This window comes from Nocardiopsis alborubida (assembly GCF_012396365.1).
GTDB lineage: Bacteria > Actinomycetota > Actinomycetes > Streptosporangiales > Streptosporangiaceae > Nocardiopsis > Nocardiopsis alborubida.
The window spans coordinates 42,440-65,467 of sequence record NZ_JAAXPG010000003.1; the positions used below are offsets into that span (position 1 = coordinate 42,440).

16 protein-coding genes are annotated in these 23,028 nt (G+C 72.8%); 10 read left to right on the plus strand and 6 right to left on the minus strand.

Translation table 11 applies throughout. From position 1 onward, the window contains the following. Nucleotides 1–113: 113 nt before the first annotated feature. The gene (locus tag HGB44_RS03975) at nt 114–1,622 is read right to left on the minus strand and encodes a CoA-acylating methylmalonate-semialdehyde dehydrogenase (RefSeq protein WP_061080541.1); all 1,509 of its coding nucleotides are present in this window, start codon (nt 1,620–1,622) and stop codon (nt 114–116) included. A 174-nt stretch (nt 1,623–1,796) separates the two neighbouring features. Continuing rightward, complete coding sequence (locus HGB44_RS03980) at nt 1,797–3,083, minus strand: aspartate aminotransferase family protein (protein WP_061080581.1); 1,287 nt, start codon at nt 3,081–3,083, stop codon at nt 1,797–1,799. Between the two features lie 196 nt (nt 3,084–3,279). Between HGB44_RS03980 and HGB44_RS03985 the strand changes: the two genes are divergently transcribed. Then, nucleotides 3,280–4,884 carry a PucR family transcriptional regulator gene (locus HGB44_RS03985; protein WP_061080580.1) on the plus strand — a complete coding sequence of 535 codons (1,605 nt, stop codon included), beginning with the start codon at nt 3,280–3,282 and terminating at the stop codon, nt 4,882–4,884. Nucleotides 4,885–4,948: 64 nt separating this feature from the next. Here HGB44_RS03985 and HGB44_RS03990 read toward each other — a convergent pair whose 3' ends face one another. The 3 genes from HGB44_RS03990 to HGB44_RS04000 are packed head-to-tail and all read right to left on the minus strand — an operon-like array spanning nt 4,949 to nt 7,999. Beyond that, entirely contained in the window at nt 4,949–5,275 is a 327-nt protein-coding gene (locus HGB44_RS03990; RefSeq protein ID WP_061080540.1) for an AtuA-related protein, read from the minus strand. Further along, nucleotides 5,272–6,603: an acyclic terpene utilization AtuA family protein gene (locus HGB44_RS03995; RefSeq protein ID WP_061080539.1), complete on the minus strand. Its 1,332-nt coding sequence runs from the start codon at nt 6,601–6,603 to the stop codon at nt 5,272–5,274. Before HGB44_RS03995 ends, HGB44_RS03990 begins: the two co-directional genes overlap by 4 nt. Before the next feature lie 31 nt (nt 6,604–6,634). Next, on the minus strand, nt 6,635–7,999 hold the full coding sequence (locus tag HGB44_RS04000; protein ID WP_061080538.1) for a CitMHS family transporter: 1,365 nt from the start codon (nt 7,997–7,999) through the stop codon (nt 6,635–6,637). Between the two features lie 119 nt (nt 8,000–8,118). On the opposite strand from HGB44_RS04000, the gene HGB44_RS04005 reads away from it, so the two are divergent. Further along, a complete protein-coding gene (locus HGB44_RS04005) occupies nt 8,119–9,045 on the plus strand; it encodes a LysR family transcriptional regulator (RefSeq protein ID WP_061080537.1) in 927 nt (308 codons plus the stop codon). A gap of 38 nt (nt 9,046–9,083) precedes the next feature. On the opposite strand, the gene gabT is transcribed toward HGB44_RS04005, so the two are convergent. Then, nucleotides 9,084–10,421, minus strand: a complete 1,338-nt coding sequence (gene gabT, locus HGB44_RS04010; protein ID WP_061082132.1) for a 4-aminobutyrate--2-oxoglutarate transaminase — start codon at nt 10,419–10,421, stop codon at nt 9,084–9,086. A gap of 256 nt (nt 10,422–10,677) precedes the next feature. On the opposite strand from gabT, the gene HGB44_RS04015 reads away from it, so the two are divergent. The 8 genes from HGB44_RS04015 to HGB44_RS04050 all read left to right on the plus strand — a co-directional run bounded on the left by HGB44_RS04015 (nt 10,678) and on the right by HGB44_RS04050 (nt 23,024). Then, entirely contained in the window at nt 10,678–12,135 is a 1,458-nt protein-coding gene (locus HGB44_RS04015) for a PucR family transcriptional regulator (protein ID WP_061082131.1), read from the plus strand. A gap of 317 nt (nt 12,136–12,452) precedes the next feature. After that, nucleotides 12,453–15,572: a DEAD/DEAH box helicase family protein gene (locus HGB44_RS04020; protein ID WP_061082130.1), complete on the plus strand. Its 3,120-nt coding sequence runs from the start codon at nt 12,453–12,455 to the stop codon at nt 15,570–15,572. A gap of 133 nt (nt 15,573–15,705) precedes the next feature. Continuing rightward, entirely contained in the window at nt 15,706–16,587 is an 882-nt protein-coding gene (locus tag HGB44_RS04025; RefSeq protein WP_061082129.1) for an Fpg/Nei family DNA glycosylase, read from the plus strand. A 121-nt stretch (nt 16,588–16,708) separates the two neighbouring features. Further along, nucleotides 16,709–17,728, plus strand: a complete 1,020-nt coding sequence (locus HGB44_RS04030) for a LacI family DNA-binding transcriptional regulator (RefSeq protein ID WP_061082128.1) — start codon at nt 16,709–16,711, stop codon at nt 17,726–17,728. Nucleotides 17,729–18,273: 545 nt separating this feature from the next. Next, nucleotides 18,274–19,977, plus strand: coding sequence for an ABC transporter substrate-binding protein (locus HGB44_RS04035; RefSeq protein ID WP_061082127.1), 1,704 nt, complete (start codon nt 18,274–18,276; stop codon nt 19,975–19,977). Between the two features lie 190 nt (nt 19,978–20,167). Then, on the plus strand, nt 20,168–21,163 hold the full coding sequence (locus HGB44_RS04040) for an ABC transporter permease (RefSeq protein WP_061082126.1): 996 nt from the start codon (nt 20,168–20,170) through the stop codon (nt 21,161–21,163). After that, complete coding sequence (locus tag HGB44_RS04045; RefSeq protein ID WP_061082125.1) at nt 21,160–22,068, plus strand: ABC transporter permease; 909 nt, start codon at nt 21,160–21,162, stop codon at nt 22,066–22,068. The genes HGB44_RS04040 and HGB44_RS04045 overlap by 4 nt, the downstream gene beginning before the upstream one ends. Next, complete coding sequence (locus HGB44_RS04050) at nt 22,068–23,024, plus strand: ABC transporter ATP-binding protein (RefSeq protein WP_061082124.1); 957 nt, start codon at nt 22,068–22,070, stop codon at nt 23,022–23,024. The genes HGB44_RS04045 and HGB44_RS04050 overlap by 1 nt, the downstream gene beginning before the upstream one ends. Nucleotides 23,025–23,028: the final 4 nt, after the last annotated feature.

Below are 23,028 nucleotides of genomic sequence, written 5' to 3' on the forward strand. Positions count from 1 at the left end.
CTGGCGGCGCCGACCACGCCCCGTGAGGGGCGTGCTCTGACAACGATACTCCGTGTCGTTCACCGTCGACCGACAGTGAGGCAGATCCGTCCGGTATTTTCGCGGAACCGGCGTTAACCGTTGGTGGGGAAGCCCAGGTTGACGCCCCCTTCGGGCCGCTGGCCCGGGTCGGTCCAGCGGGCCGTGACCGCCTTGGTGCGGGTGTAGAAGTGGACACCCTCCGTGCCGTGCGCGTGTGAGTCGCCGAACAGGGACTGCTTCCAGCCGCCGAAGGAGTAGTAGGCCATCGGCACCGGGATGGGGACGTTGATCCCCACCATGCCGACCTCGACCTCGTTCTGGAACCGCCGGGCGGCGCCCCCGTCGTTGGTGAAGACCGCCGTGCCGTTGCCGTAGGGGCTGGCGTTGACGAGCTTGACGGCCTCGTCGTAGTCGCCCACGCGCACCACGCTCAGCACCGGGCCGAAGATCTCGTCCCGGTAGCACGACATCTCCGGGCCGACGTGGTCCAGCAGCGACGGGCCCAGCCAGAACCCGTCCGGGTCCCCGCCCGACACCGGGTGCACGCGGCCGTCGACCGCCAGGGTCGCGCCCTCGCGCACCCCCGACTCCAGGTAGGAGGCCACCCTGTCGCGGTGCTCCCTGGTGACCAGCGGCCCCATCTCGCTGCGCTCGTCGTCGCCGGGGCCCACGCGCAGGCGCGCCACCCGCGCGCGGATCCGCTCCACCAGCTCGTCGGCCACCGAGTCCACCACGGCCACCGCGGAGATGGCCATGCACCGCTCGCCCGCCGAGCCGAACCCGGCCGAGACCGCCGCGTCCGCGGCCAGGTCCAGGTCGGCGTCGGGCAGCACCACCATGTGGTTCTTGGCCCCGCCCAGGGCCTGCACGCGCTTGCCGTGCTCGGCGGCGGTCCGGTAGACGTACCGCGCGATCGGGGTGGAGCCCACGAAGCTGACCGCCGCCACGTCCGGGTGCTCCAGAAGGGCGTCCACCGCCTCCTTGTCACCGTGCACCACGTTGAAGACGCCCTCGGGCAGCCCCGCCTCGGCCCACAGCTCACCCAGCAGCACCGACGCGGAGGGGTCCTTCTCGCTGGGCTTGAGCACGAACGCGTTGCCGCAGGCGACGGCCACCGGGAACATCCACATCGGCACCATCGCGGGGAAGTTGAACGGCGTGATCCCGGCGACCACGCCGAGCGGCTGGAGGATCGAGTAGGCGTCCACGCCCGTGGACACGTTCTCGGAGTAGCCGCCCTTGAGCAGGTGCGGGATGCCGCAGGCGAAGTCGACGACCTCCAGGCCGCGGGCCACCTCGCCCCGGGCGTCGGAGAGGACCTTGCCGTGCTCGGCGCTGACCAGCTCCGCCAACCGGTCGGCGTTGGCGTTGAGCAGCTCGCGGAAGCGGAACAGGACCTGCACCCGCCGGGACAGCGAGGTGTCGCGCCACCCCGGGAAGGCCTCCCGCGCGGCCGTCACCGCCGCGTCGACCTCCTGCGGTCCGGCGAGGCGGACCGTGCCGGTGACCCGCCCGGACGCCGGATCGTAGATGTCCCCCGTGCGCCGGGCCGGCCCCTCGTGGGCGGCTCCGCCGATCCAGTGGGTGACGTGCTTGCTCATGTCCGCTCTCTTCCTTGTCCACAGGCGTGCGGTCGGGGCTGGCGCGCGCCGCCCCGGCGCGGTTTGCTTGATACGGGGGGTCCCCGGGGGCCGCCAACGTCGTGCTGCCCGCCTCCGCGGCCGTGCGCGGCGGCCCCGGGCCCCGGTCCTCCTCCAGGCCGGGTCGGCCCTCCCTCAGGCCCCGGCGTCCACCGTGCGCACCGCGTCCAGCAGCACGTCGCGGCCCTCCACGGCCTCCTCCTGCGACAGCGTCATCGGCGGAGCCATCCGCAGCACGTTGCCGTGCACACCGCCCTTGCCCACCAGAAGACCGCGCTCGCGGGTGGCCTCCAGCACCCTCCCGGCCAGGGGGGAGGACGGCGCGCCGGTGGCGGGGTCCACCATCTCCACGGCGAACATCAGTCCCTTGCCGCGCACGTCGCGCACGCTCGGCAGCGAGGTCAGCGCGCTGAGCCCCTCCAGGATCAGCGCGCCCTGCCGCCGCGCGTTGCCCTGGAGGTCGTGCTCCAGCACGTAGTCCAGGGTCGCCCCAGCCGCCGCCATCGACACCGGGTTGCCGCCGAACGTGGCCACGCCCAGCGCGCCCAGCCGGTCCATCAGGTCGCCGCGCGCCACCACGCCGCCCACCGCGAACCCGTTGCCCAGACCCTTGGCGAAGGTCATGGCGTCCGGGACCACCCCGTGGTTGCCGATGCCGAAGAAGCTCGTGCCGGTGCGCCCCCATCCGGTCTGCACCTCGTCGGACACGAACAGGATGCCGTGCTCGTCCAGCACCTCCTTGTAGGCGGCGTACAGGCCGTCCGGCGGCATCGCGAACCCGCCCACGCCCTGCACCGGCTCGGCGATCAGGCACGCCACGTTCGGCGCCGTGGTGTCCAGCACGTCGCGCAGGTCGGCCACGCACGCCTCGACGTACTCCCGGTCGGTCATCCCCCGGAAGGCCGGGGCCGCGTGGTCGGTGCCGTGCAGGTAGTGCACGTTCAGCGGCGACAGGGAGGAGTTCTTCCACGCCCGGTTGCCGGTCACGGCCACCGTGCCGAACGAGCGCCCGTGGTAGCTGCCGCGCATCGCCAGCACCTCGTCGCTGCCGCGCGCGTACGTGGCCAGCAGCAGGGCGGTCTCGTTGGCCTCGGTGCCGGAGTTGGTGAAGAACACCTTCGCGTCCGGGATGCCCGACAGGCCGGCGATCTTCTCCGCCAGTTCGACCTGGCCGCGGATGAGGTAGAGGGTGGAGGTGTGCACGACCCCCCTGGCGATCTGGCGCTCGACGGCCTCGCGCACCTCGGCCACGTCGTAGCCGAGCATGTTGGTCACGATGCCGGTGAAGAAGTCCAGGTAGGTGTTGCCTTCGGCGTCCGTGACACGGGCGCCCTTGCCGCCGGTGATCTCCAGCGGGGTCTCGTAGTACAGGGGGAGCCAGGAGGGCATGACCGCGCGGTGGCGCGAGAGAAGTTCCGACATGCCCCCAGTCTCGCCCCGGCCCCCGGACTTGGCCAGGATCAGCATGTTGACAACATGGCGGCCGGGCTTACGACGTGTAAGGCCTTCGGCACGTGCCCTCCCCTCAGGTCAGGCCAGGGTGGTGCGGTACACCGTGTAAACCCGGGGGCCGGGCGTCTGACACTGCGTACCGTGCGCGCCTCCTAGGATGGAGGCCGTGCTTCCCACCCTCGCCGAGGTCCTCCAGCTGCCCGCCCTCCAGCGGGCCCGTCCCCGGGTCGTGGCGTGCCCGGACCGGTTGGACGTGGCCGTGCGCTGGGTGCACATCGCCGAGGTCACCGACCTCGCCCACCTGCTCCGCGGCGGCGAGCTGGTGCTCAGCACCGGCATCGCCATGCCCGACGACCCCGAGGCGCTGCGCCGCTACATCGACGACCTCGCCGCGGCCGGGGTCAGCGGGATCGCGGTCGAGCTGGGCCGCAAGTACCACGCCGAGCTCCCGCCCGCCTTCCTCGACGCCGCGCGCGAGGCGGGCGTGCCGGTGGTCCTGCTCGACCGCGAGGCCCGCTTCGTGGAGATCACCGAGGCCGTGCACATCCGGGTGGTCAACGAACAGCTGGAGGAGCTGCGCGAGTCGGAGAAGCTGCACTCGGTCTTCACCCAGCTCTCGGTGGAGGGCGCCGACACCGGGCGCATCCTGCACGAGGTCGCCCAGCTCTCCGGCTGCCCCGTGGTCCTGGAGAACCTCACCCACCAGGTGCTGGCCTGCGACCTCAACGGCGAGGAGCCCGGAACCCTGCTCACCTCCTGGGAGAGCCGCTCGCGCGCGGCGCGTTCGGGGACGCGCACCGTCCACACGCCCGCCAACGGCTGGCTGGTCACCACTGTCGGGGCGCGCGGCCAGGACTGGGGGCGGCTGATCCTCGTCGTCGGGGCCAACCCCACACCGCGCCAGAGCATGCTCATCGAACGCGCCGCCACCACCCTGGCGCTGGGCAGGCTGCTGGAGCGCCACCAGGAGAGCCTGGAGCGGCAGACGCACCGCACGATCATCGCGGGCATCATCGACCGGGCCTACTCCGACCCGGAGGAGGCCCTGGTGCGGGCCCGCGCCGTGGGCGTGCCGCTCAACGGCCGCGAACTGGTGGGGCTCGTGCTGCGCCTGCGCGAGAGCGGGACCGGGCTGGCCGCCCAGGCACGCCTGTCCGACACCGCCGAGGGCGCCGCGCGCGCCTGCCGGGAGCTGCGCCTGCCCGCACTGGTGGGTTCGCTCGACGACCTGCGCGTGGGCATCCTGCTCGCGCTGCCGGGCCGCCAGCGCCTGGACCCGACCCTGCACATGCTCGCCGACCGCATCCGCACCGCCGTGGGATCCTCCGCGGTGCTGGCCGTGGGCTCCTCCGCCGACGGCGTCCGTGAGGTGCGGCGCTCCTTCCTGGAGGCGCGCCAGGTCGGTGACGTGGCCATCCGCCAGAGCGACCAGCGCCCCTTCTACCGTCTGCCCGACCTGCACCTGCGCGGCCTACTCCACCTGTTCCGCGACGACGAGCGGCTCCAGACCTACGTCGAACGCGAGCTGGGGCCGCTGCTGGACCACGACGCGCGGCACGGCGGCGACCTGACCGACATGCTCCGCCACTACCTGGGCGCGGGCCGCAACAAGGCGCTCGCGGCCGGGCGGGCGCACCTGTCCCGCCCGGCGTTCTACGACCGGCTGCGGCGCGTCGCCCACGTCCTGGACGCGGACCTGGACTCGGTGGAGACCTGCCTGTCCCTGCACGTGGCGCTGCTGTCGCTGGACTCGGTCCGCGACGAGCGCTGACCAGACCCCGCCCCCTCCGCCGTCACAGGTCAGAAACCGTGCGGCACAGCGGCGACGTCTCCGGTCAGTCCGCCTCGGGCACCCCCTCCAGCTCCATCCCCAGCAGGACCGACGCCAGGCTCTTGCCGTGGGCGTCCAGGTACAGCGACGTGGTCACCGTGTCCTCGCCCGCGCGCGGGCACACCAGGACCAGCGCGCACACGTTGTCCATCCGGTGCACGGTGACCGGTCCCGACACGCGCCCGCCCAGTGCGAGGGCGACCCGGTCGGGGGTCAGTTCGGCGCACAGCACCGGGTACCACTCCGGTGCGTAGGCGATGACGGCGATCGTGTTGAGGTTGCCCTTGTCCCCGGCCCGGGCGTGGGCGACGTCGCGGAGCACGGTGCTCACCGCTCCCCCTCTCCGAAGAAGTCGACCCGGGTGCGCACGGCCTCCCGGTCGACGGTGGTCGACAGCACGCCCACGACCTCGTGGACGGAGGTCCTGACCCCGCCCCCTCCGGAGGGCCCCGACGTGTAGAGGGCGCCCACCTCCTCGGCGACCGCCTCCGCGTCCGCGCGGCCGGGGGCGAGGGCGGCCACCCGCAGCCGGCACTCGAAGGGTTCGTCACCGCCGCCCCCGCCGGAGCCGTGCAGCGCGTCCACGCCCACGACGTCCGCGCGCAACCGGGAGACCTTCCCACCGAGGCGCTCGCGCACCACCTCGCCCGCCAGCCGGGCCCGCGCCAGCGCGCCGGGGCCCGCGTAGGAGATCTCACCCTCGCCCCGGAACCCCGCCCGGTACCCGACGCTGACCTTCAGCCGCCCGGGCCGGGGCAGCCCCCGGGCCCCCGTGACCAGTACCCGGTCCGGGCCGCTCTCGGCCAGCCGCACCCCGGTCATGTCGAGCACCGAGTCCGGCGTGACGTAGGCCCGGGGGTCGGTGACCTCGTAGGTGAGCTGCTCGGTGACGGTGAGCCGGTCCACCCGGCCGCCGGTCCCCGGCAGCTTGGTGACCACGGCCGAACCGTCCCGCTCCACCTCGGCCAGGGGGTAGCCGAGGCGGGCCAGATCGGGGACCTCCTTGCGGCCCGGGTCGGCGAAGTAGCCGCCGCTCACCTGGCCCGCGCACTCCAGCAGGTGGCCCACCAGGGTCCCGGCGGCCATCGCGTCCGCGTCGCCGGGGTCCCATCCCAGGAGGTGGGCCAGGGGCGCGAGGAACAGCGAGGGGTCGGCCGCCCGGCCCGCGATCACCACGTCGGCCCCGCCCTCCAACGCGGGCGCCAGGGCGTCGGCGCCGACGTAGGCGTTGGCGGAGACGATCTCGCCGTGCGCCTCCAGCGGCAGGCCGTCCTCCCAGCAGGGCGCCGACGGGTCCAGCAGGTCCAGCACGTCGTCACCGGAGACCGCGGCGACCACGGTCGGCAGCCCCAGCTCCCGGGCCGTGGCACGGGCCATGCGCGCCGCCGCCACGGGGGCGGCCGCCCCGGCGTTGGTGACCAGCCGGGTGCCGTGCCGGTGCAGCGGTTCGAGCAGGAGTTCCAGGCGGCGCCGCAGGGTCGGGTCGTAGCCGGGGCCCGACCCGCTGGCCTCCCGGAGCGAGGCCAGGGACACGGTGCGCTCTCCCAGGCACTCCAGCACCAGGGTGTCCAGGTTCCCTCCCTCCACGAGGTCGACGGCGGGTTGGAGGCGGTCGCCGGCGAAACCGGCGCCGCACCCGATCCGGGCTCTGCTGGGCACACTGACTCCTTCGGATGGTGTGGACGTGCGGTCAGCCGACCCAGAGCGGGACGGCCCCGCTGACGAGGGCGACCGCGAGGACGACGAGGCTGACCAGCCAGGCCCACGGCAGCAGGAAGCGGATGTGCGAGCCGATGGGCACCCCGGCCAGGCCGACCAGGAGGTAGAAGGAACCGGTCAGGGGACTGATCGGGAAGCCGACGGTCTCCTGGCCGATGATCGAGGCCTGCGCGATGTCGGCGGCGGCGACGCCGAAGCCCTCGCCCACGGCGGTCAGCACCGGCATGACGGCGAAGTAGTAGGCGTCGGGGCCGAAGAGCAGGCTCATGGGCACGCCCAGGACGCCGACGATCGCGGCCATGCCGGGACCGAGGAAGCCGGGCATGGCGCCGGTCATGGCCTGCCCCATCGCCTCGATCATGCCGCTGTTCTCCATGACCCCCAGGAACACGCCCGCCGCGAGCAGGGTGCTGGCCATGAGGATCGCCCCGGAGGCGTGGGCGTTGACGCGGTCGGTCTGGGCCTTCATCCCCGGGTAGTTGACGACGAGCGCCACGACCAGGGCCAGCATGAAGACGAGTTCGGGGGAGAGCAGCCCGAGGACCAGGGCGAGGACGGTGGCGACGGTCAGGGCGGCGTTCACCCAGTACAGGCGCGGGCGCAGCAGGTCGGCGTCCGGCTCCTCCCCGACCCCGGGAAGCGGGTCGGTTCCGCCCTCACCCGCGGACCCGCCCGGGCGGCCGCTCCCGGCGGGAACCGGGGAGGGCCGGGGGTCGGCCGCCGCCAGCCGTACGCGCTCGCGGTGGCCCAGGTACCAGGCGACGGCGACGCAGGCGGCCATGCCCGCCAGCTGGGCCGGGATCAGCGGGGCCCACAGCTCGTTGGCCGGGGTGCCGAGGACGCTGGCGGCCCGGGCGGTGGGTCCGCCCCACGGGACCATGTTCATGATCCCCGAGCCGAGCCCGACCAGCGCGGCCAGGACCAGCCTGCGCATGCCCAGGGCGTCGTAGAGCGGGAGCATCGCCGGGATGGTGATGAGGAAGGTGGTGGCGCCCGCGCCGTCCAGGTGGGCGACCATCGCGAGCACCACCGTCGCGACCGCCACGGTCACCGGGGTGTTCCCGGCGAACCCGAGCACGCGGCGGATGATCGGCGCGAACAGCCCCGCGTCGCGCATCACCCCGAAGTAGAGGATGGCGAACACGAACATCGCGGTGGTGGAGGCCACTCCGCCGATGCCCTCGCCGACGAAGGAGGCCACCTCGCCGGGGCCGAAGCCCAGTGCGAAGGCGGCCGCCACGGGGACGCCGACGAGCGCGACCACCGCGCCCACCCGGTTGGACAACAGCAGCAGGAGCACCACGGCGATCGTGGCGAAACCCATGGCGGTCAGCATCTGGCACGCTCCTCGGACACCCTCACGGGGGGAAGTGACGGGGGACACATGCCGACATGGTTTCGCGGGGCTGTCCCCGTGTCCAACATCAGTTCCCTCTGGATCTATGCTCTGGAGGCATGGATCTGAGCCTGAGGCAGCTGTCCGCCTACGCCGCGGTGGCCAGGTACGGGAGTTTCACGCGCGCCTCCCGTGAACTGCGCGTCGCGCAGCCCTCGTTGAGCAGGACGGTGCTCGGGCTGGAGCGCACCCTGGGGGTCCGCCTCCTGGAGCGGACCACGCGCCGGGTGGAGTGCACCCCGGAGGGGGCCGAACTGCTGGCCGTGGCCGAACGCCTTCTGGAGGCGCACCGCTCGGAGATGAACGGGCTGGAGCGCTTCCTGCGCGGCGAGCGCGGCACCGTCGCGGTCGCGACGCTGCCCTCGGTGGCGGCCGCGCTGCTGCCCTCGGTGATCTCCCGGCTGAGGTCGCGCACGCCCGAGGCCGACGTCCACATCCTCGACGGGATGTCGGGCGCGGCCGTGGAGCGGCTCCAGGCGGGGGAGTGCGACCTGGCCCTGGTGGCCGAGGGCCGGGTGCCCGGGGAACTGGTGTCCCGGCCGCTCCTGCGGGACCGCTACTTCGCGGTCGTGCCGGTGGGACACCCCTTCGCGGAGCGGTCCGCGCTGACCTGGGCCGACCTGGCGGGGGAGACCTTCCTGGCCACCGGCGGCGACTCCAGCGTGCGCGCGGGCGCGGACGCCGCCTTCGAGCGCGCGGGCGCGGTGCCCGAGCGGATCGTGCGTGCGGGCAACGTCTCGACCATCGGCGGCCTGATCTACGCGGGGATCGGCGTCACCGCGCTCCCGGCCCTGGTCGGGGTGCTGATGAGCTTCGCCGACCACGTGCGCGTGCCCCTGACCGACCCGGTCGTCGACCGCGGGCTGAGCGTGCTCACGCGCCGGGGCCGCAGACCGGGGCCGGTCGCGGCGGGGTTCCTCGCGCTGCTGGAGGAGATGCGCGCCGAGGACCACCCGCTGCCGCGGGACGTGGCCTGGACGCACTGACGGCGGGCGGCGCGTCCGCGCCGCCCGCCGCACGGGGACTACAGCTGGGCGAAGGCCTCCTCCAGGATGTCCAGACCCTCGTGCAGCAGCTCGTCGCCGATCACCAGCGGCGGCAGCATGCGGATCACGTTGCCGTAGGTGCCCGCGCTCAGCAGGATCAGGCCGCGGGAGTGGCAGAAGGACAGCACCTTGGCCAGCGCCTCCGGGGCGGGCGTGCGGTCGGTGTCCTGGACCAGTTCGATCGCGATCATCGCGCCGCGTCCGCGCACGTCACCGATGATCTCGTACTTGGCGGCCAGCTCGCGCAGGCGGCCCAGCATCAGCTCACCGATCGCGCGGGCCCGCTCGACCAGGCCGTCGGACTCGATCGCGGACAGGGCGGCCAGCGCCGCGGCGCACGCCGCCGGGTTGCCGCCGTAGGTGCCGCCCAGGCCGCCGCCGTGCACGGCGTCCATGAGCTCGGCGCGGCCGGTCACCGCGGCCAGAGGCAGGCCGCCCGCGATGCCCTTGGCGGTCGTGATCAGGTCCGGGACCACGCCCTCGTGCTCACTGGCGAACATGTGGCCGGTACGGGCGAAACCGGTCTGCACCTCGTCGGCGACGAACACGATGCCGTTGGCGCGGCAGAACTCCACCACCGCGGGCAGGAAGCCGGGGGCGGGCTCGATGAAGCCGCCCTCGCCCTGGATCGGCTCGATCACCACGGCCGCCACGTTCTGGGCGCCGATCTGCTTGCTGATCTGCTCGATCACCATGGCCGCCGCCTCGGGGCCGCAGTTGTCCGGACCCGTCGGCCAGCGGTAGGGGTAGGCCATCGGCATCCGGTGGATCTCACCGGCGAACGGCCCGAAGCCCTGCTTGTAGGGCATGTTCTTCGCTGTCAGCCCCATGGTGAGGTTGGTGCGGCCGTGGTAGGCGTGGTCGAAGACCACCACCGCCTGGCGGCCGGTCGCGCTGCGGGCGATCTTCACCGCGTTCTCGACCGCCTCGGCGCCCGAGTTGAGCAGGATCGAACGCTTCTCGTGGTCGCCCGGCGTGATCCTGTTCAGCGCCTCGCACACGTCCACGTACGCCTCGTACGGGTTGACCATGAAGCAGGTGTGCGTGAACCGGCCGAGCTGTTCGGCGGCGCGCTCCACCACGCGCGGGTCGGCGTTGCCGACGTTGGTCACGGCGATGCCGGAGCCGAAGTCGATCAGCGCGTTGCCGTCGACGTCCTCCACGATGCCGCCGCCCGCGCGCTCGACGTAGACGGGCAGGACGCTGCCCACGCCCTGGGCGACGGCCGAACGGCGGCGCTCCTGGATCGCGCGGGACTTGGGGCCGGGGATCTCGGTGACGATCCGGCGGGACTGGGCGACCTCGGTCGCTGCCATGCGGCTGCCTCCTTCTGCGGTGGACGGGAGCGGAGAGGGGCCGGGGGTGGGCTCCCCGACCTGGGATGACACTAGGGTGCGCGGGACCTCTCCCCCATGGACAGCGTGGATAATCAGGACTGATCCTTGCGCCAACGCGTCAGGGTTCGCGCGAAGCGGTTCCGCTGGAGCGGGGGGAGGGGACGGCCCGCCCGCGTCCGGTCCCGCCGACAGCACCGGACCGCCTCGACCGGCGGGCGAAGTGGAGGGGACGCCGATGCCACCGACCCTGGGGGCCCTGATGCGCACGCCCCGCCTGCGCATGAACCTGCTCACCGGCCAGGAGAACCTGGACCGGCGGGTGGAGTGGGTCGCGGTCAGCGAACTGGAGGACCCCACGCCCTACCTGGCGGGCGGCGAACTGCTGCTCACCACCGGCGTGCGCTGGGCAACCGGCGTCCCCGACCTGCGCGACTACACGCGCCGCCTGGCCGAGCGCCGCGTCACCGCGCTGGGCTTCGCGGTCGGCGTGGTCCTGGAACGCACCCCCGAGCCGCTCCGCGAGGCCGCCGCGGAGTTCGGCCTCACACTGCTGGAGGTGGCCCGGGAGACCCCCTTCATCGCGATCGGCAAGGAGGTGTCCCGTCTCCTGGCCAAGGAGGAGTACGAGGGGCTGAGCCGGGCCTTCGCCGCCCAGCGCGACCTCACCCGCGCCGCCCTCACCGGGGAGTCGGCGATCGTGGACCGGCTTGCCCGCGAACTCGGCGCCTGGGTGCTGCTGCTGTCCGCCGACGGCGCCGTCCGGCACGCCGCCCCCGCCGGGGCTGCCCCCCGCGCCGCCGGGCTCGCCGAGGAGCTGGACCGGCTGCGCGAGGCGGGCGTGCGCGCCAGCGTCTCCCTGACCTCGGGCGGCGAGCACGTCTCCGTGCAGCCCCTGGCCACCAGCCGCCGGGTTCGCGGGTTCCTCGCCGTGGGCACCGGCGGGCGCCTGGGCCCGGACGAGCGCACGCTGGTCAACGCGGCGGTGTCTCTGCTCTCCCTCGAACTGGAGCGCACCGCGCACAACGCCACGGCACGGGTGCGCGAGGGGGTGCTCGCGGCACTGCTCACCGGGGCTCTGGACCCGCTCCACCCGGGGGCGGAGCGGCTGCGCGGGGTCCTTCCCGCCGAACCCGTCGTCGTGGCGGCCGCCGACGGGGTGGGGCCCGCACAGCCGCCCGAGGGCGTCCTGGTCACCGAGCACGGCGGCCGCGCCCTGCTGCTGGCCCCCGCGGACACCGGCGCGGGGGTGCTCGGCGAGGTCCTGGAGGGGCCGGTCGGGGTGAGCGACCCGTCCCCCTACGCGGAACTGTCAGCGGCGCTGTCCCAGGCCGGGCGCGCGTTGGCCGCCGCACGCGACGCGGGGGAGGGCCTGCTCCGCGTCGGCGACCTGCCCGGCGGGCTGCTCGGGCTGGCCGACACCCCCGCCGGGGCGCGCATGGCCGGGGACCTGCTCACCCCGCTGCTGCGCCAGCGCACCTCGGCCGAACTGCTCGCCTCGCTGCGCGCCTATCTCGCGGCCTCGGGGAGGTGGGACACGGCGTCGGAGGCCCTGGGGGTCCACCGGCACACGCTCCGCTACCGCATGCGGCGCATCCGCGACCTGCTGCCCGGCGACCTGGACGACCCCGACTACCGGACCGAGCTGTGGATCGCCCTGCGCGTCCACGGGACCGCCGGGGCCCCGGGAGCCTGACGGACGGATGTCCGCGTGTCGCGCACGTTCGGGCATGGCCGGGGTCTGGCCGGAAGTGTTACCGGTGCGACGCACGGGGCTCTGACCCGCGATGATCTTGTACTTATAGCCGAAGTCGGCGCTCGAACCTCGCTATAGGTACAAGATCACGGAGAACGGAGCCGGGCCGTGTACTCCTCCCGATTCCCGCACGCCGTCACCCGGAGTGAAAGTGGCGACGGGTTCCGGTGTTCGCCGGGCCCGGGGCCGGTCCATCCACCACAATGACTTGCTGTCGGCGGGTAGTCAGCCGATGACGCATCCGGGTGGGGGAGACGTTGAGGTCACTGCGGGACGACGAGCACGAGATCGGGCGCACGGGCGTGCCGGGAGCGCTTCCGGCAGGGCCGCAGGGAACCGCCGGTCCCCTCCCCCCGGCGCTCGGCGACCGGTCGGGCGTCGGCACGGCCTCGCTGCGCTGGAAGCCCCCGATCGACCGCTCCGAGGTGCGTTCGCTGCTGGCCTACCTGCGCGCCTGCCTGCGCCGTGAGGCCGTGCACACCCACGCCATCCCGGTCGGCGACCTCGGCTCCGACAGCTGCGCCTGCCTGCCGCCGGGCCCCGAGGTGCTGTTCAGCGGGGTCAGGGAGACGCTTCCGCTGCACCCGGAGTCCGTCCGCGTCCTGCGCGCGGCCCAGGACCTCGGTCAGGCCCCGCGTTACGGCTATCCGCTCGTGATCCTGGGGGAGGGCGACGACCGGGTGGCCCTGCCCCTGCTCACCGTCGACGTGCGGGTCGCGGACGAGACCGCGGACGCCCGCACCGGCTCCGGGGACACGCTGGTCCGCGCGGTCGGCCCGCCCGACGTCAACCCCGCGCTCCTGGAACGCCTCGGCCTCACCGATTCCGAGGACCTGTTCGAACTGCGGACCCGGCTGCGCTCCGGGGCGCCCGACCCCCCGCGGCGCCCCGCGGCCGTCGCCGACCTCGCCGCCAGGATCCGCGTCCTGCTCTCCGGCCTGGAGATCGAGCGGGTGGACGACATCGCGCCCCTGGGCACCCGGGGCGTCCCGCGCACCGGGGTCGACGGCGCCCACAACGTCGCCGTGCTCTTCCGTGCCGGGCCCGGGGGAGGCCACGGGGCCGCCGAGTGCGAGCCCGTCGGCGTCGAGGGCGTCCTGGCCGACCTCGACCCCTCCGGCCGCGACGGCCTCGTCCCCGAGGACGTCAGCGGGACCGCGCTGGAGACCCTGCTCGGGCAGAGCGCACGGGCGGCCGCGGCCCCCGGCCCCGCGGCGTCCGGACGGCTCTTCCGCGGTTCCCGCGCCGGGACCCGCCACGGTCCCGCCGCCCCGGCCGGGGACACCACCGAGCCTCCCGTCCCGATCTCGGCGACCGCCCTCGGCCAGTCCCAGTACGCGGTCCTGTGCGCGGCCATGCGCGAGCAGCTCACCGTGGCCGCCGCCCCGCCCGGAAGCGGTGTGCACGACCTGGTCGACGCCCTCGTGCGCACCGCCGTCAGCAACGGCCAGCGCGTCCTGGTGTGCGGGCGCACCGAGGCCGACGTCGCCGCGGTGCGCCTGCGCGCGGACACCTCCCCCGGACACCCCGTCGTGCGCGTCGGCGGGGACGGCCAGCGCACGGCCGAGGCCGTGCTGCTCACCCGGCTCCTCGCCGAGCACTCCCGGAGCCTGCCCGCAGCCCCCTCCGGCCCCGGCGGGGAGGACCCCACCGTCCACTGGGCGAACCTGGCCGCGGACTGGGCGGCGGTCCGCGAGGCGTGGCGGGCCATGGACACCATGGCCTCCGGCGGCCACGCGCTCGCCCGCCTGGCGGAGGAGCGCGGCCGGGTCGTCGCCCAGGGGTGGGACCCCGACGCCCTCTTCACGCCGGAGCGGGGCGGCCCCGAGTACTGGCTGCACCGGGCCGAGCGCGCGGGCGCCGGAGGCCTCGCCGGGCTGGCGCACCGCGGCGCCGTCCGCCGAGAACTGGGTGTGGACACCGACCCCGACAGCCTCGCCCGCCTGTGCGCGGTCGCCCGCCTGGAGGGCGAGTGGCGCTCGGCCGTGGTTCGGCGGACCCGTTGCGCGCCGCTGAACGCGCTCACCGCCGACCTGGCCGACGCCCTCGACCGGCACCGCAGGTCCAGCTCCGCCTGCCTGCGCGCGGTCGGCGAGCCCCGGCTGCGGCGGGGCCGCGCCGCCATCGAGAACCGGTTGGAGAGCCTCAACTGGCACCGCGGCCGCGGCTGGCCCGGCCTGGGCACCCTGCTCGACACCCTGCCCGCGTGGGTGTGCCGCACCGACCAGGTCCGGGCGCTGCAACCGCAGGCGGGCCTGTTCGACCTGGTCGTCGTGGTCGGTGCCGAGCGCACCCGGCTGGCCGAACTGCTGCCGGTGCTCTACCGCGCCAACCGCGCCGTGGTGTTCGGCGACCCGGCGCACCCGGGGCCGGTGAGCGCGCTGGAGCCGGAGGAGGAGCGCCGTGCGCTGGCCACGGCGGGCCTGGCCGCCGACCAGTTGGACGACCGGGGTCTGCGCTACGGCGGCGGTTCGGCGATGCGTGCCCTGTACCGGGCTGCGCCGCCCATGCGGTGGCTGGACGAGCACGAGGGGGCGCCGCCCCAGCTCGCCGGGGTCGCGTCGCGGCACTGTTACGGGGGCAGGCTCGCGGTGCGCACCGTTCCCGACCCCTCCGGCGGCCCCGCGTTCGAGTGGCGCGACGTGGCCGGGGCCTGTGAGGCCGCGCCCGGAGCGTCCTACGTCAACCGGGACGAGGCCTACCGGGTGGCGGTGGTGGTGGACGAGCTCGACGAGCACCTGCCCCGGGGCCGGGTGGTCGCGGTGGTCGCGCCGACCCACCCCCAGGCGGCCCTGGTGCGCCGCCTGCTGCGCAAACGCGTCCTGCGCCACGAGGTACGGGTGGGCGGACCGGACCTGTTGGCGGACGACCACGACCCGGCGGACGTCACCGTCCTGACGCCGACGCTCGCCTCCGGGGCGCCCGCCATCGCCGAGCGGCGGGTCCGCCGGATGGGCCACCTGTGGTCGTCGGTGCTCACCCGCACCCGCCAGCGGCTCGTGGTGGTGGGAGACCGCGGGTACTGGTCGGGCGACGACGGCCCGCTGGGTGAGCTGGAGGCGGCGGCGGCGGGGGGCGGGACGGAGCGGACCGACGCGGCCGCCTCAGCACTGGTCGGGGAGCTGCGCGGGGTGGGGACGGAGGTGACCCTCCAGCAGACGGTCGAGGGCTGGACCGCCGACATGGTGGTCCGGTTCGGCTCCCGTCGCCTGCTGCTCCTGCTCGACCGCGAGCCCGACGGCCGGTCCCTGCGCTGGCTGCTCGCCCGGGGGGAGGCGCTCAACCGCACCACGGGGGACCCCGTGGTCGTGGTGCCCGCCTGGCGCTGCCTGGCCGATCCGCGCACCCTCGTGGAGGAGATCCTCACCGCCCACTGACCCGCCGGGAGGCCCCTTCGGAGCCGACCGCTGGCCGGACCGGCGGCCGGGACGGGCGCACTACCCTGGACCCGGATGTCCGGGAAACGGTGGCCACGCCGCCGTCCCGGGCGGACGGGAGAGGGGATGACCGGTGCCTGAGGGCCACACGCTGCACCGCCTGGCGGCGCACTTCGACAAGACCTTCGGCGGCGGCACGGTACGCGCCAGCAGCCCGCAGGGGCGCTTCGCCGACGGCGCCGCCCGGATCGACGGCCGGGTCCTCACCGGGAGCGAGGCCCACGGCAAGCACCTCTTCCTCGGGTTCGACTCGGGGGAGTGGCTGCGGGTCCACCTGGGCCTGTACGGCGCCTGGTCCTTCGGCGACGCCGACGGCGAACGCCACCTGGGCGCGCCGCGGGCCGCGGGCGGCGCCCGCACGGAACTGCTCCGCGACGCCGAGGGCTTCGTCGTGGCGCCCGAACCCGTCGGCGCGGTGCGCGCCCGGCTGGTCAACTCCTCCGGCTGGGCCGACCTGCGCGGCCCCTCGGCCTGCGAGGTCGTCAACGAGGACGAGAAGCGTGCCGTCCAGGGCAGGCTGGGCCCCGACCCCCTGCGCGCCGACGCCGACCCCGAACGCGCCTGGCACGTGGTCAGCCGCTCCCGGACCAGCGTCGCCGCGCTCCTCATGCGCCAGGACGTCGTGGCGGGCGTCGGCAACATCTACCGCGCGGAGTCGCTGTTCCGGGCGGGCCTGGACCCCCTGACCCCGGGCCGCGACCTCACGGCCGACCAGTGGTCGCGGCTGTGGGACGACCTGTCGGGCCTGCTCCGCGACGGCGTGCGGGACGGCTACATCATCACCACCCTCCCCGAGCACCGCCCCGACCCGGACGCGCGTCCCGTGCCACGGGAGGACAGCCTCTACGTGTGCTACCGAACAGGCGACCCCTGCCGGGTGTGCTCCTCGCCGGTCGCCTCCGCGGAACTGGCCGGGCGCACCCTCTACTGGTGCCCCGGATGCCAGGGAGTTTGAGGGTGTTAGTGAGCTAAGTACCCATTTGTCTGATTAGGTCCCAGGGTCATGCAGTACAATCCCCAACCGTCTGCTTAACCGGTTCAGCATTGTGTGATCAGGGGGACGAATGGGGGGTTTGATGCGGCGTCCGACCATCATGGACATCGCCAAGGCCGCGGGGGTGTCCAAGGGGGCCGTGTCCTACGCGCTCAACGGGCGTCCGGGGGTCTCGGAGGAGACCCGAAGACGCATCCTGGCGATCGCCAGCGACCTCGGCTGGGCTCCCAGCAGCCCGGCGCGCGCACTCGCCCCCGGCGGCCGGATCGGGGCGGTCGGCCTGGTGGTCGACCGCCCCGCCCACTCGCTCGGGCTGGAGCCCTTCTTCATGCAGCTGGTCTCGGGGATCGAGACCGAGCTGGCCTCCTCGGGGGTGGACCTGCTGTTACAGGTCACCGAGGACATGGGCGCCGAGATCGCGGCCTACCGGCGCTGGTCGTCCGAACGCCGGGTGGACGGCGTGATCATGGTCGACCTGCGCGTGGGCGACCCGCGCGTCCAGGTCGTCGAGGAGCTCCCGCTGCCCGCCGTCGTCCTCGGCGGACCCGAGGGCGTGGGCTCCCTGCCGTACCTGTACACCGACGACGCCACCGCCATGCGCGAGGTCGTCCACTACCTGGCCGCCCTCGGCCACCGGCGCATCGTCCAGGTCGCGGGCCCGGAGAAGTTCGTGCACACACGCGTGCGCACCCAGGCCTTCCTGGACGCCGCGGCGCAGGCCGGGCTGAGCGAGGCCCGCTGGGTGCACGCCGACTACACGGGCGAGGGGGGCACGAGGACCACGCGCAAGCTGCTGGCGGCCACCGACCGGCCGACCGCCCTGATCTACGACAACGACCTCATGGCCGTGGCCGGGCTGGGCGTGGCCCACGAGATGGGCGTCGACGTGCCCTCGCAGCTGTCCATCGTGGCCTGGGACGACTCGGTGCTGTGCCGCCTGGTCCGCCCCTCGCTGACCGCCATAGTGCGCGACATCGTGTCCTACGGCCGCCAGGCCGCGCTGATGCTGGCCAGGACGATCGAGGGCAAGCCGGTGGAGAACACGGAGACCTCCCGGGGGGAGCTGCTCCCCCGGGGGAGCACCGGCCCTCTGGGTGCCTGATCCGGCGTCCCCGCCCGGTCGCGGCTCCCGGACACCTGCTCCGGCGGGCCGTGTGTCCCGTCCGGCGCGTACACCGCGTGAGATCACGGAAGCCCCGCGTGGCGCGGACACCTGGTTTCGGGGCGTGCGCCGCGACGGATGTTAACGATGTGAAAACTGAGCCGTGAGTTGCCTCGGTGATCTCTGTGGCTTTGGTGTCCAAAAGGTGACCGTGAGGGTACTGCCCCCTTCCTGCGGGTTGTGGAAGGCTACGGTGCGTAACGCCCCACGCCGACAGGCCTCCGAGGGAGCGAGAACACCCGTGCGGAACCGGTTCAGCGCCGCCGAACTTACTGACATACCCGCATCTGTGCTGTTACAAGCGAATAACAGCGAAGTGTCGGGCATTGACGCCCTTCCTGTGGACGTGTTGTTGTTAACGTCACTTACCCGGTTCAGCAACGGTCTCGCGCGCTCACCACTGGGAGCGCTCCCAACCCTTCCGGTCTCTCGGAGGGGACTCCCCCCATAGGCCGGCCGGGTGACAAGGAGGAGTCGAGATGAGAATGCTGCGGCTTCCGGCGGCACTCGCGGCCCTGGCCCTCGCGGTCAGCGCCTGCGCGGGTGACGGCGGGAACAGCGAGGGCGGTTCGGGGCAGTACCCCCGGAACGAGACCCTGTACACCACGGGTACGGCGTGGTCCGCGCCGACCAGTTGGAACCCGATGATGCGGGGCCAGTTCGCGGTCGGCACCAACGGTCTGGTCTACGAGTCGCTCTTCCACTACGACCCGGAGGCGGGCGAGTACGTCCACTGGCTCGCCGAGAGCGACGAGTGGACCTCGGAGACCGAGCACGTGATCACCCTGCGCGAGGGCGTCACGTGGAACGACGGTGAGCCCCTGGTCGCCCAGGACGTGGTCACCACGCTGGAGCTCGGCCAGATCTCCGGAGTGCCCTACAGCAACGTCTGGGACTACATCGAGAGCGTCGAGGCCACCGACGAGCGCACGGTCACCGTCACCTTCTCGGAGAGCCGTCCGCAGGAGTGGATGAACTGGGCCTACTCCAACCCCATCGTCCCGGACCACATCTGGGCCGACATGGAGGAGACCCAGATCACCGACAGCTCCAACGAGAACCCCGTCGGCACCGGCCCCTACGTCTACGAGTCGCACACCGACGACCGCATGGTCTGGGAGCGCAACGACGAGTGGTGGGCCATCGAGGCCCTCGACATGACGATGGACGCCCGCTACATCGTCGACATCGTCAACGCCTCCAACGAGGTGACGATGGGCATGCTGAACCAGGGCGAGGTCGACCTCTCCAACAACTTCCTGCCCGGCATCGACCAGGTCCTCAACAGCAACGAGAGCATCACCAGCTTCTACGACGGCCCCCCGTACATGAAGAGCGCCAACACGGCGTGGCTCATCCCCAACCACACCCGTGAGCCGCTCAACGACACGGCGTTCCGCCAGGCCCTGGCCCACTCGATCAACATCACCCAGATCGTCGAGGGCCCGTACGCCAACCTGGTCCAGCCGGCCAACCCCACGGGCCTGCTGCCCGAGTGGGACGCCTACATCGACCACGAGCTGGTCGAGCGCGAGGGCTTCAGCTACGACGCGGACGAGGCCGTGGCCATCCTGGAGGAGGCCGACTACCTGGACGAGGACGGCGACGGCTTCGTCGAGACGCCCGACGGCGAGCCCATCGCCCTGACCCTCGCGGTGCCCTCCGGCTGGACCGACTGGATGGAGGCCGCCAACCTCATCGCGCAGAACGCCCAGGACGTCGGCATCAACATCACGGCCGAGTTCCCCGACGAGGGCCTGCTCAACGACAACCGCAACGCGGGCGAGTTCGACCTGGTCATCAACAACGCCCGGCAGCTGAGCAACTCGCCGTGGACCTACTACGACTACCTCTACCAGCTGCCCGTCCAGGAGCAGCAGACCACGGTGAACTTCCACCGCTACGAGAGCGACGAGGCCTGGGCCCTCACCGAGGAGCTCGCCCGGGTCCCCGCCGACGACGTGGAGGGCGCTGCCGAGGTCACCTCGCAGCTCCAGGAGCACTTCCTGGCCGAGCTGCCGACCATCCCGCTCTGGTACAACGGCCAGTGGTCGCAGGCCAACAACGCCGCCTGGACCAACTGGCCCAGTGAGGCGGAGGGCGCGCCCAGCACCCCCGCGGTGATGTGGGAGGGCTGGTACGAGCTCGGCGGGGTCGAGACCCTCGCCTCGATCGAACCGGTCGAGTAGGGGCGGGGGAGAGACCTCCCCCCGTCCACACCGCTGACCACTCCCCGACCCCGGCCGAGGCCCGGCGCGAAAGAGCCCGGCCGGGGGACGCCCCGGGAGAGCGGGCGCGGCACGGAACACCCCCACAGGGTCCGCGCCGCGCCCGCTCCGGGGCCACTCGACTGTCCGCCGCCATCACCTGGAGGAACGTGTGTGGCGCTATATCGGTCGTAAGCTCTTCGTCTACCTGCTTACGTTCATCGTCGCGGTCACCATCAACTGGATGATTCCGCGCTTCATGCCCGGCGACCCCATCCGCAGCATGCTCGGCCGGGCCTCGGTGGGCGACCCCGAGGCCCTGGCGGCCATGACCACCTACTACGAGGAGGTCTTCGGCCTCGACAGGCCGCTGCACGAGCAGTACCTGAGCTTCTGGGCCGGCCTGTTCCGGGGGGACCTGGGCATCAGCGTGATGCTCTACCCCGAGCCGGTCACCGACGTCATCATGAGGGCGGTCCCCTTCACCCTGGGACTGCTGCTCCCCGCGATCCTGCTCAGCTGGATCGTCGGCAACCGCTTCGGGGCCTTCGCCGCCCGCAGCAAGGCCCTGGACAACACGGTCCTGCCGGTCGGCTACATCCTCACCGCCACGCCGTACATGTGGCTGGCCCTGCTGCTGGCCTGGAGCCTGGGCATCGTCGCCGGGATCTTCCCGGCCTCGAACGGCTACAGCCTCTCCCTGCGCCCCGAGTTCAGCTGGCTGTTCATCTCCGACCTGATCGCCCACTGGTTCCTGCCGTTCCTGTCCATGTTCCTGGTGGCGCTCGGCGGTTGGGCGATCGGCATGCGCAACATGATCATCTACGAGCTGGACGCGGACTACTCCAACTACCTCCAGGCCCTCGGCGCCCCGCGCAAGCTGGTCCGGCGCTACGCGTTCCGCAACGCCATGCTGCCGCAGATCACCGGCCTGGCCGTCCAGCTGGGCACGATCATCGCGGGCTCCCTGCTCACCGAGATCGTGTTCAACTACCCCGGCCTCGGCAAGCTCATCCTGGACTCCCTGGAGAGCCGCGACTTCTTCCTGCTCCAGGGCGTCTTCCTGTTCGTGATCATCGGCGTGCTGATCGCCAACTTCATCATCGACATCGTCTACGTGCTGATCGACCCGCGCACCCGGGTCCAGATGACGGGAGGCTCCTCATGACGAACGTCGCCGGAGCTCCGGGCACCGCCGAGAAGGCGGCCGCCCCCGAACCAGCCGAGCGCAAGGGTTCCGAGGCCCTGTACTACGCCCGGCGCAACCCCAAGCTGCTCATCGGCTCGGGCATCGTCCTGGTCTTCCTGCTGCTCGGGATCATCGGCCCCCTCTTCGTCAGCGACAGCCCCAACGAGTACGTCGGCCCCCAGACCCAGTCCCCCAACGGCGAGTACTGGTTCGGCACCACCACGTTCGGCCAGGACATCTGGGCCCAGTTCGTGCACGGCGTGCGCGCCACGTTCATCATCGGCCTGTTCGGCGGCGGCGTCGCCTTCGTCATCGGCACGGCGGTCGGCTTCGTCGCCGGGTACAAGGGCGGGATCGTCGACGAGATCCTCAACATGATCACGAACGTGGTCCTGGTGCTGCCCGCGATGGTCGTGCTCATCGTCGCGATCGCCTACCTGGACGCGCGCGGCCTGTTCGTGCAGGGCCTGTTCATCGGCCTGACCGCCTGGCCGTGGGCGGCCCGCGCGGTCCGCTCGCAGGCGCTGTCCCTGGCCACCCGCGACTACGTGGACCTGGCCCGGCTGAGCGGTCGGCGCACGTGGAAGATCATCACCACCGAGATCGCGCCCAACATGAGCTCGTACCTGGTGATGTCCTTCATCCTGCTCTTCGGCGGCGCGGTCCTCACCGCGGCCGGCCTGGACTTCATCGGCCTCGGCCCCTCCAACGGCGTGTCCCTCGGCCTGATGCTGGAGAGCGCCGTCTCCTGGAGCGCGCTCACCCTCGGCATGTGGTGGTGGTTCATCCCGCCGGGCCTCGGCATCACGGTGATCGTGGGCTCGCTGTACATCCTCAACGTCGGGTTGGACGAGGTCTTCAACCCCAAGCTGCGGGAGCTGTGATGACCCTGCGCGTCAAGGACCTGAAGGTCTACTACCAGACCCTGCGCGGGGACGTCCACGCCCTCGACGGCGTCACGTTCGACCTCGCCGACGGGGAGATCATGGGCCTGGCCGGGGAGTCCGGCTGCGGCAAGACCACCCTGGGCAAGAGCCTGATCCGCCTGGACTCGCGGATGCGCCACGTCGGCGGCACGATCGAGCTGGACGGCAAGGATGTGCCCATCGCCGACGACCAGGCGATGGTGCCCCTGCGGTACCACGAGATCTCGCTCATCCCGCAGTACGCGATGAGCGCACTCAACCCGACCCGCAAGATCGGGAAGATGATCAACGAGCTGCTGCGCGCCCGAGGCGTGCGGCCCGCCGACATCACCGAGGAGCTCCACCGCCGCCTGGAACTGGTCGGCCTGGACACCGACGTGCTCAACCGGTTCCCGATCGAGCTGTCCGGCGGCATGAAGCAGCGCGTCGTCATGGTCATCTCGACCCTGCTCAACCCGTCGCTGCTGATCGCCGACGAGGTCACCTCGGCCCTGGACGTGTCCACCCAGCGCTCCGTCGCGGAGTCGATGGTGGAGTTCCGCGACCGGGGCTACATCAAGAGCATGGTCTTCGTGACCCACGACATCTCGCTCGTGTACCAGATGGCGGACACGATCATGGTGATGTACGCGGGCCACGTCGTGGAGAAGGCGCCCGCGGGCACCGTCATCAACGATCCCAAGCACCCCTACACCCAGATGCTCATCGGGGCGCTGCCCGAGGTCGGCTCCACCTCCACCGTGCAGGGCGGCCGTCTGGAGGGCATTCCCGGCACCCCGCCGGGGCTGCTCAACCCGCCCACCGGCTGCCGGTTCAAGGACCGCTGCCCGATGGCGTTCTCCAAGTGCTCCGAACAGCCGCCGCTGGTGGAGATCGAACCCGGCCACTGGGCCGCCTGCTGGAAGACGGGGTGAGGTA

Coding starts and splice junctions, on each gene's coding strand:
- HGB44_RS03975 (WP_061080541.1), bottom strand. CDS start 1,622: ATGAGCAAGCACGTCACCCACTGGATCGGCGGAGCCGCCCACGAGGGG.
- HGB44_RS03980 (WP_061080581.1), bottom strand. CDS start 3,083: ATGTCGGAACTTCTCTCGCGCCACCGCGCGGTCATGCCCTCCTGGCTC.
- HGB44_RS04000 (WP_061080538.1), bottom strand. CDS start 7,999: ATGCTGACCGCCATGGGTTTCGCCACGATCGCCGTGGTGCTCCTGCTG.
- HGB44_RS04005 (WP_061080537.1), top strand. CDS start 8,119: ATGGATCTGAGCCTGAGGCAGCTGTCCGCCTACGCCGCGGTGGCCAGG.
- gabT (WP_061082132.1), bottom strand. CDS start 10,421: ATGGCAGCGACCGAGGTCGCCCAGTCCCGCCGGATCGTCACCGAGATC.
- HGB44_RS04015 (WP_061082131.1), top strand. CDS start 10,678: ATGCCACCGACCCTGGGGGCCCTGATGCGCACGCCCCGCCTGCGCATG.
- HGB44_RS04030 (WP_061082128.1), top strand. CDS start 16,709: ATGCGGCGTCCGACCATCATGGACATCGCCAAGGCCGCGGGGGTGTCC.
- HGB44_RS04035 (WP_061082127.1), top strand. CDS start 18,274: ATGCTGCGGCTTCCGGCGGCACTCGCGGCCCTGGCCCTCGCGGTCAGC.
- HGB44_RS04045 (WP_061082125.1), top strand. CDS start 21,160: ATGACGAACGTCGCCGGAGCTCCGGGCACCGCCGAGAAGGCGGCCGCC.
- HGB44_RS04050 (WP_061082124.1), top strand. CDS start 22,068: ATGACCCTGCGCGTCAAGGACCTGAAGGTCTACTACCAGACCCTGCGC.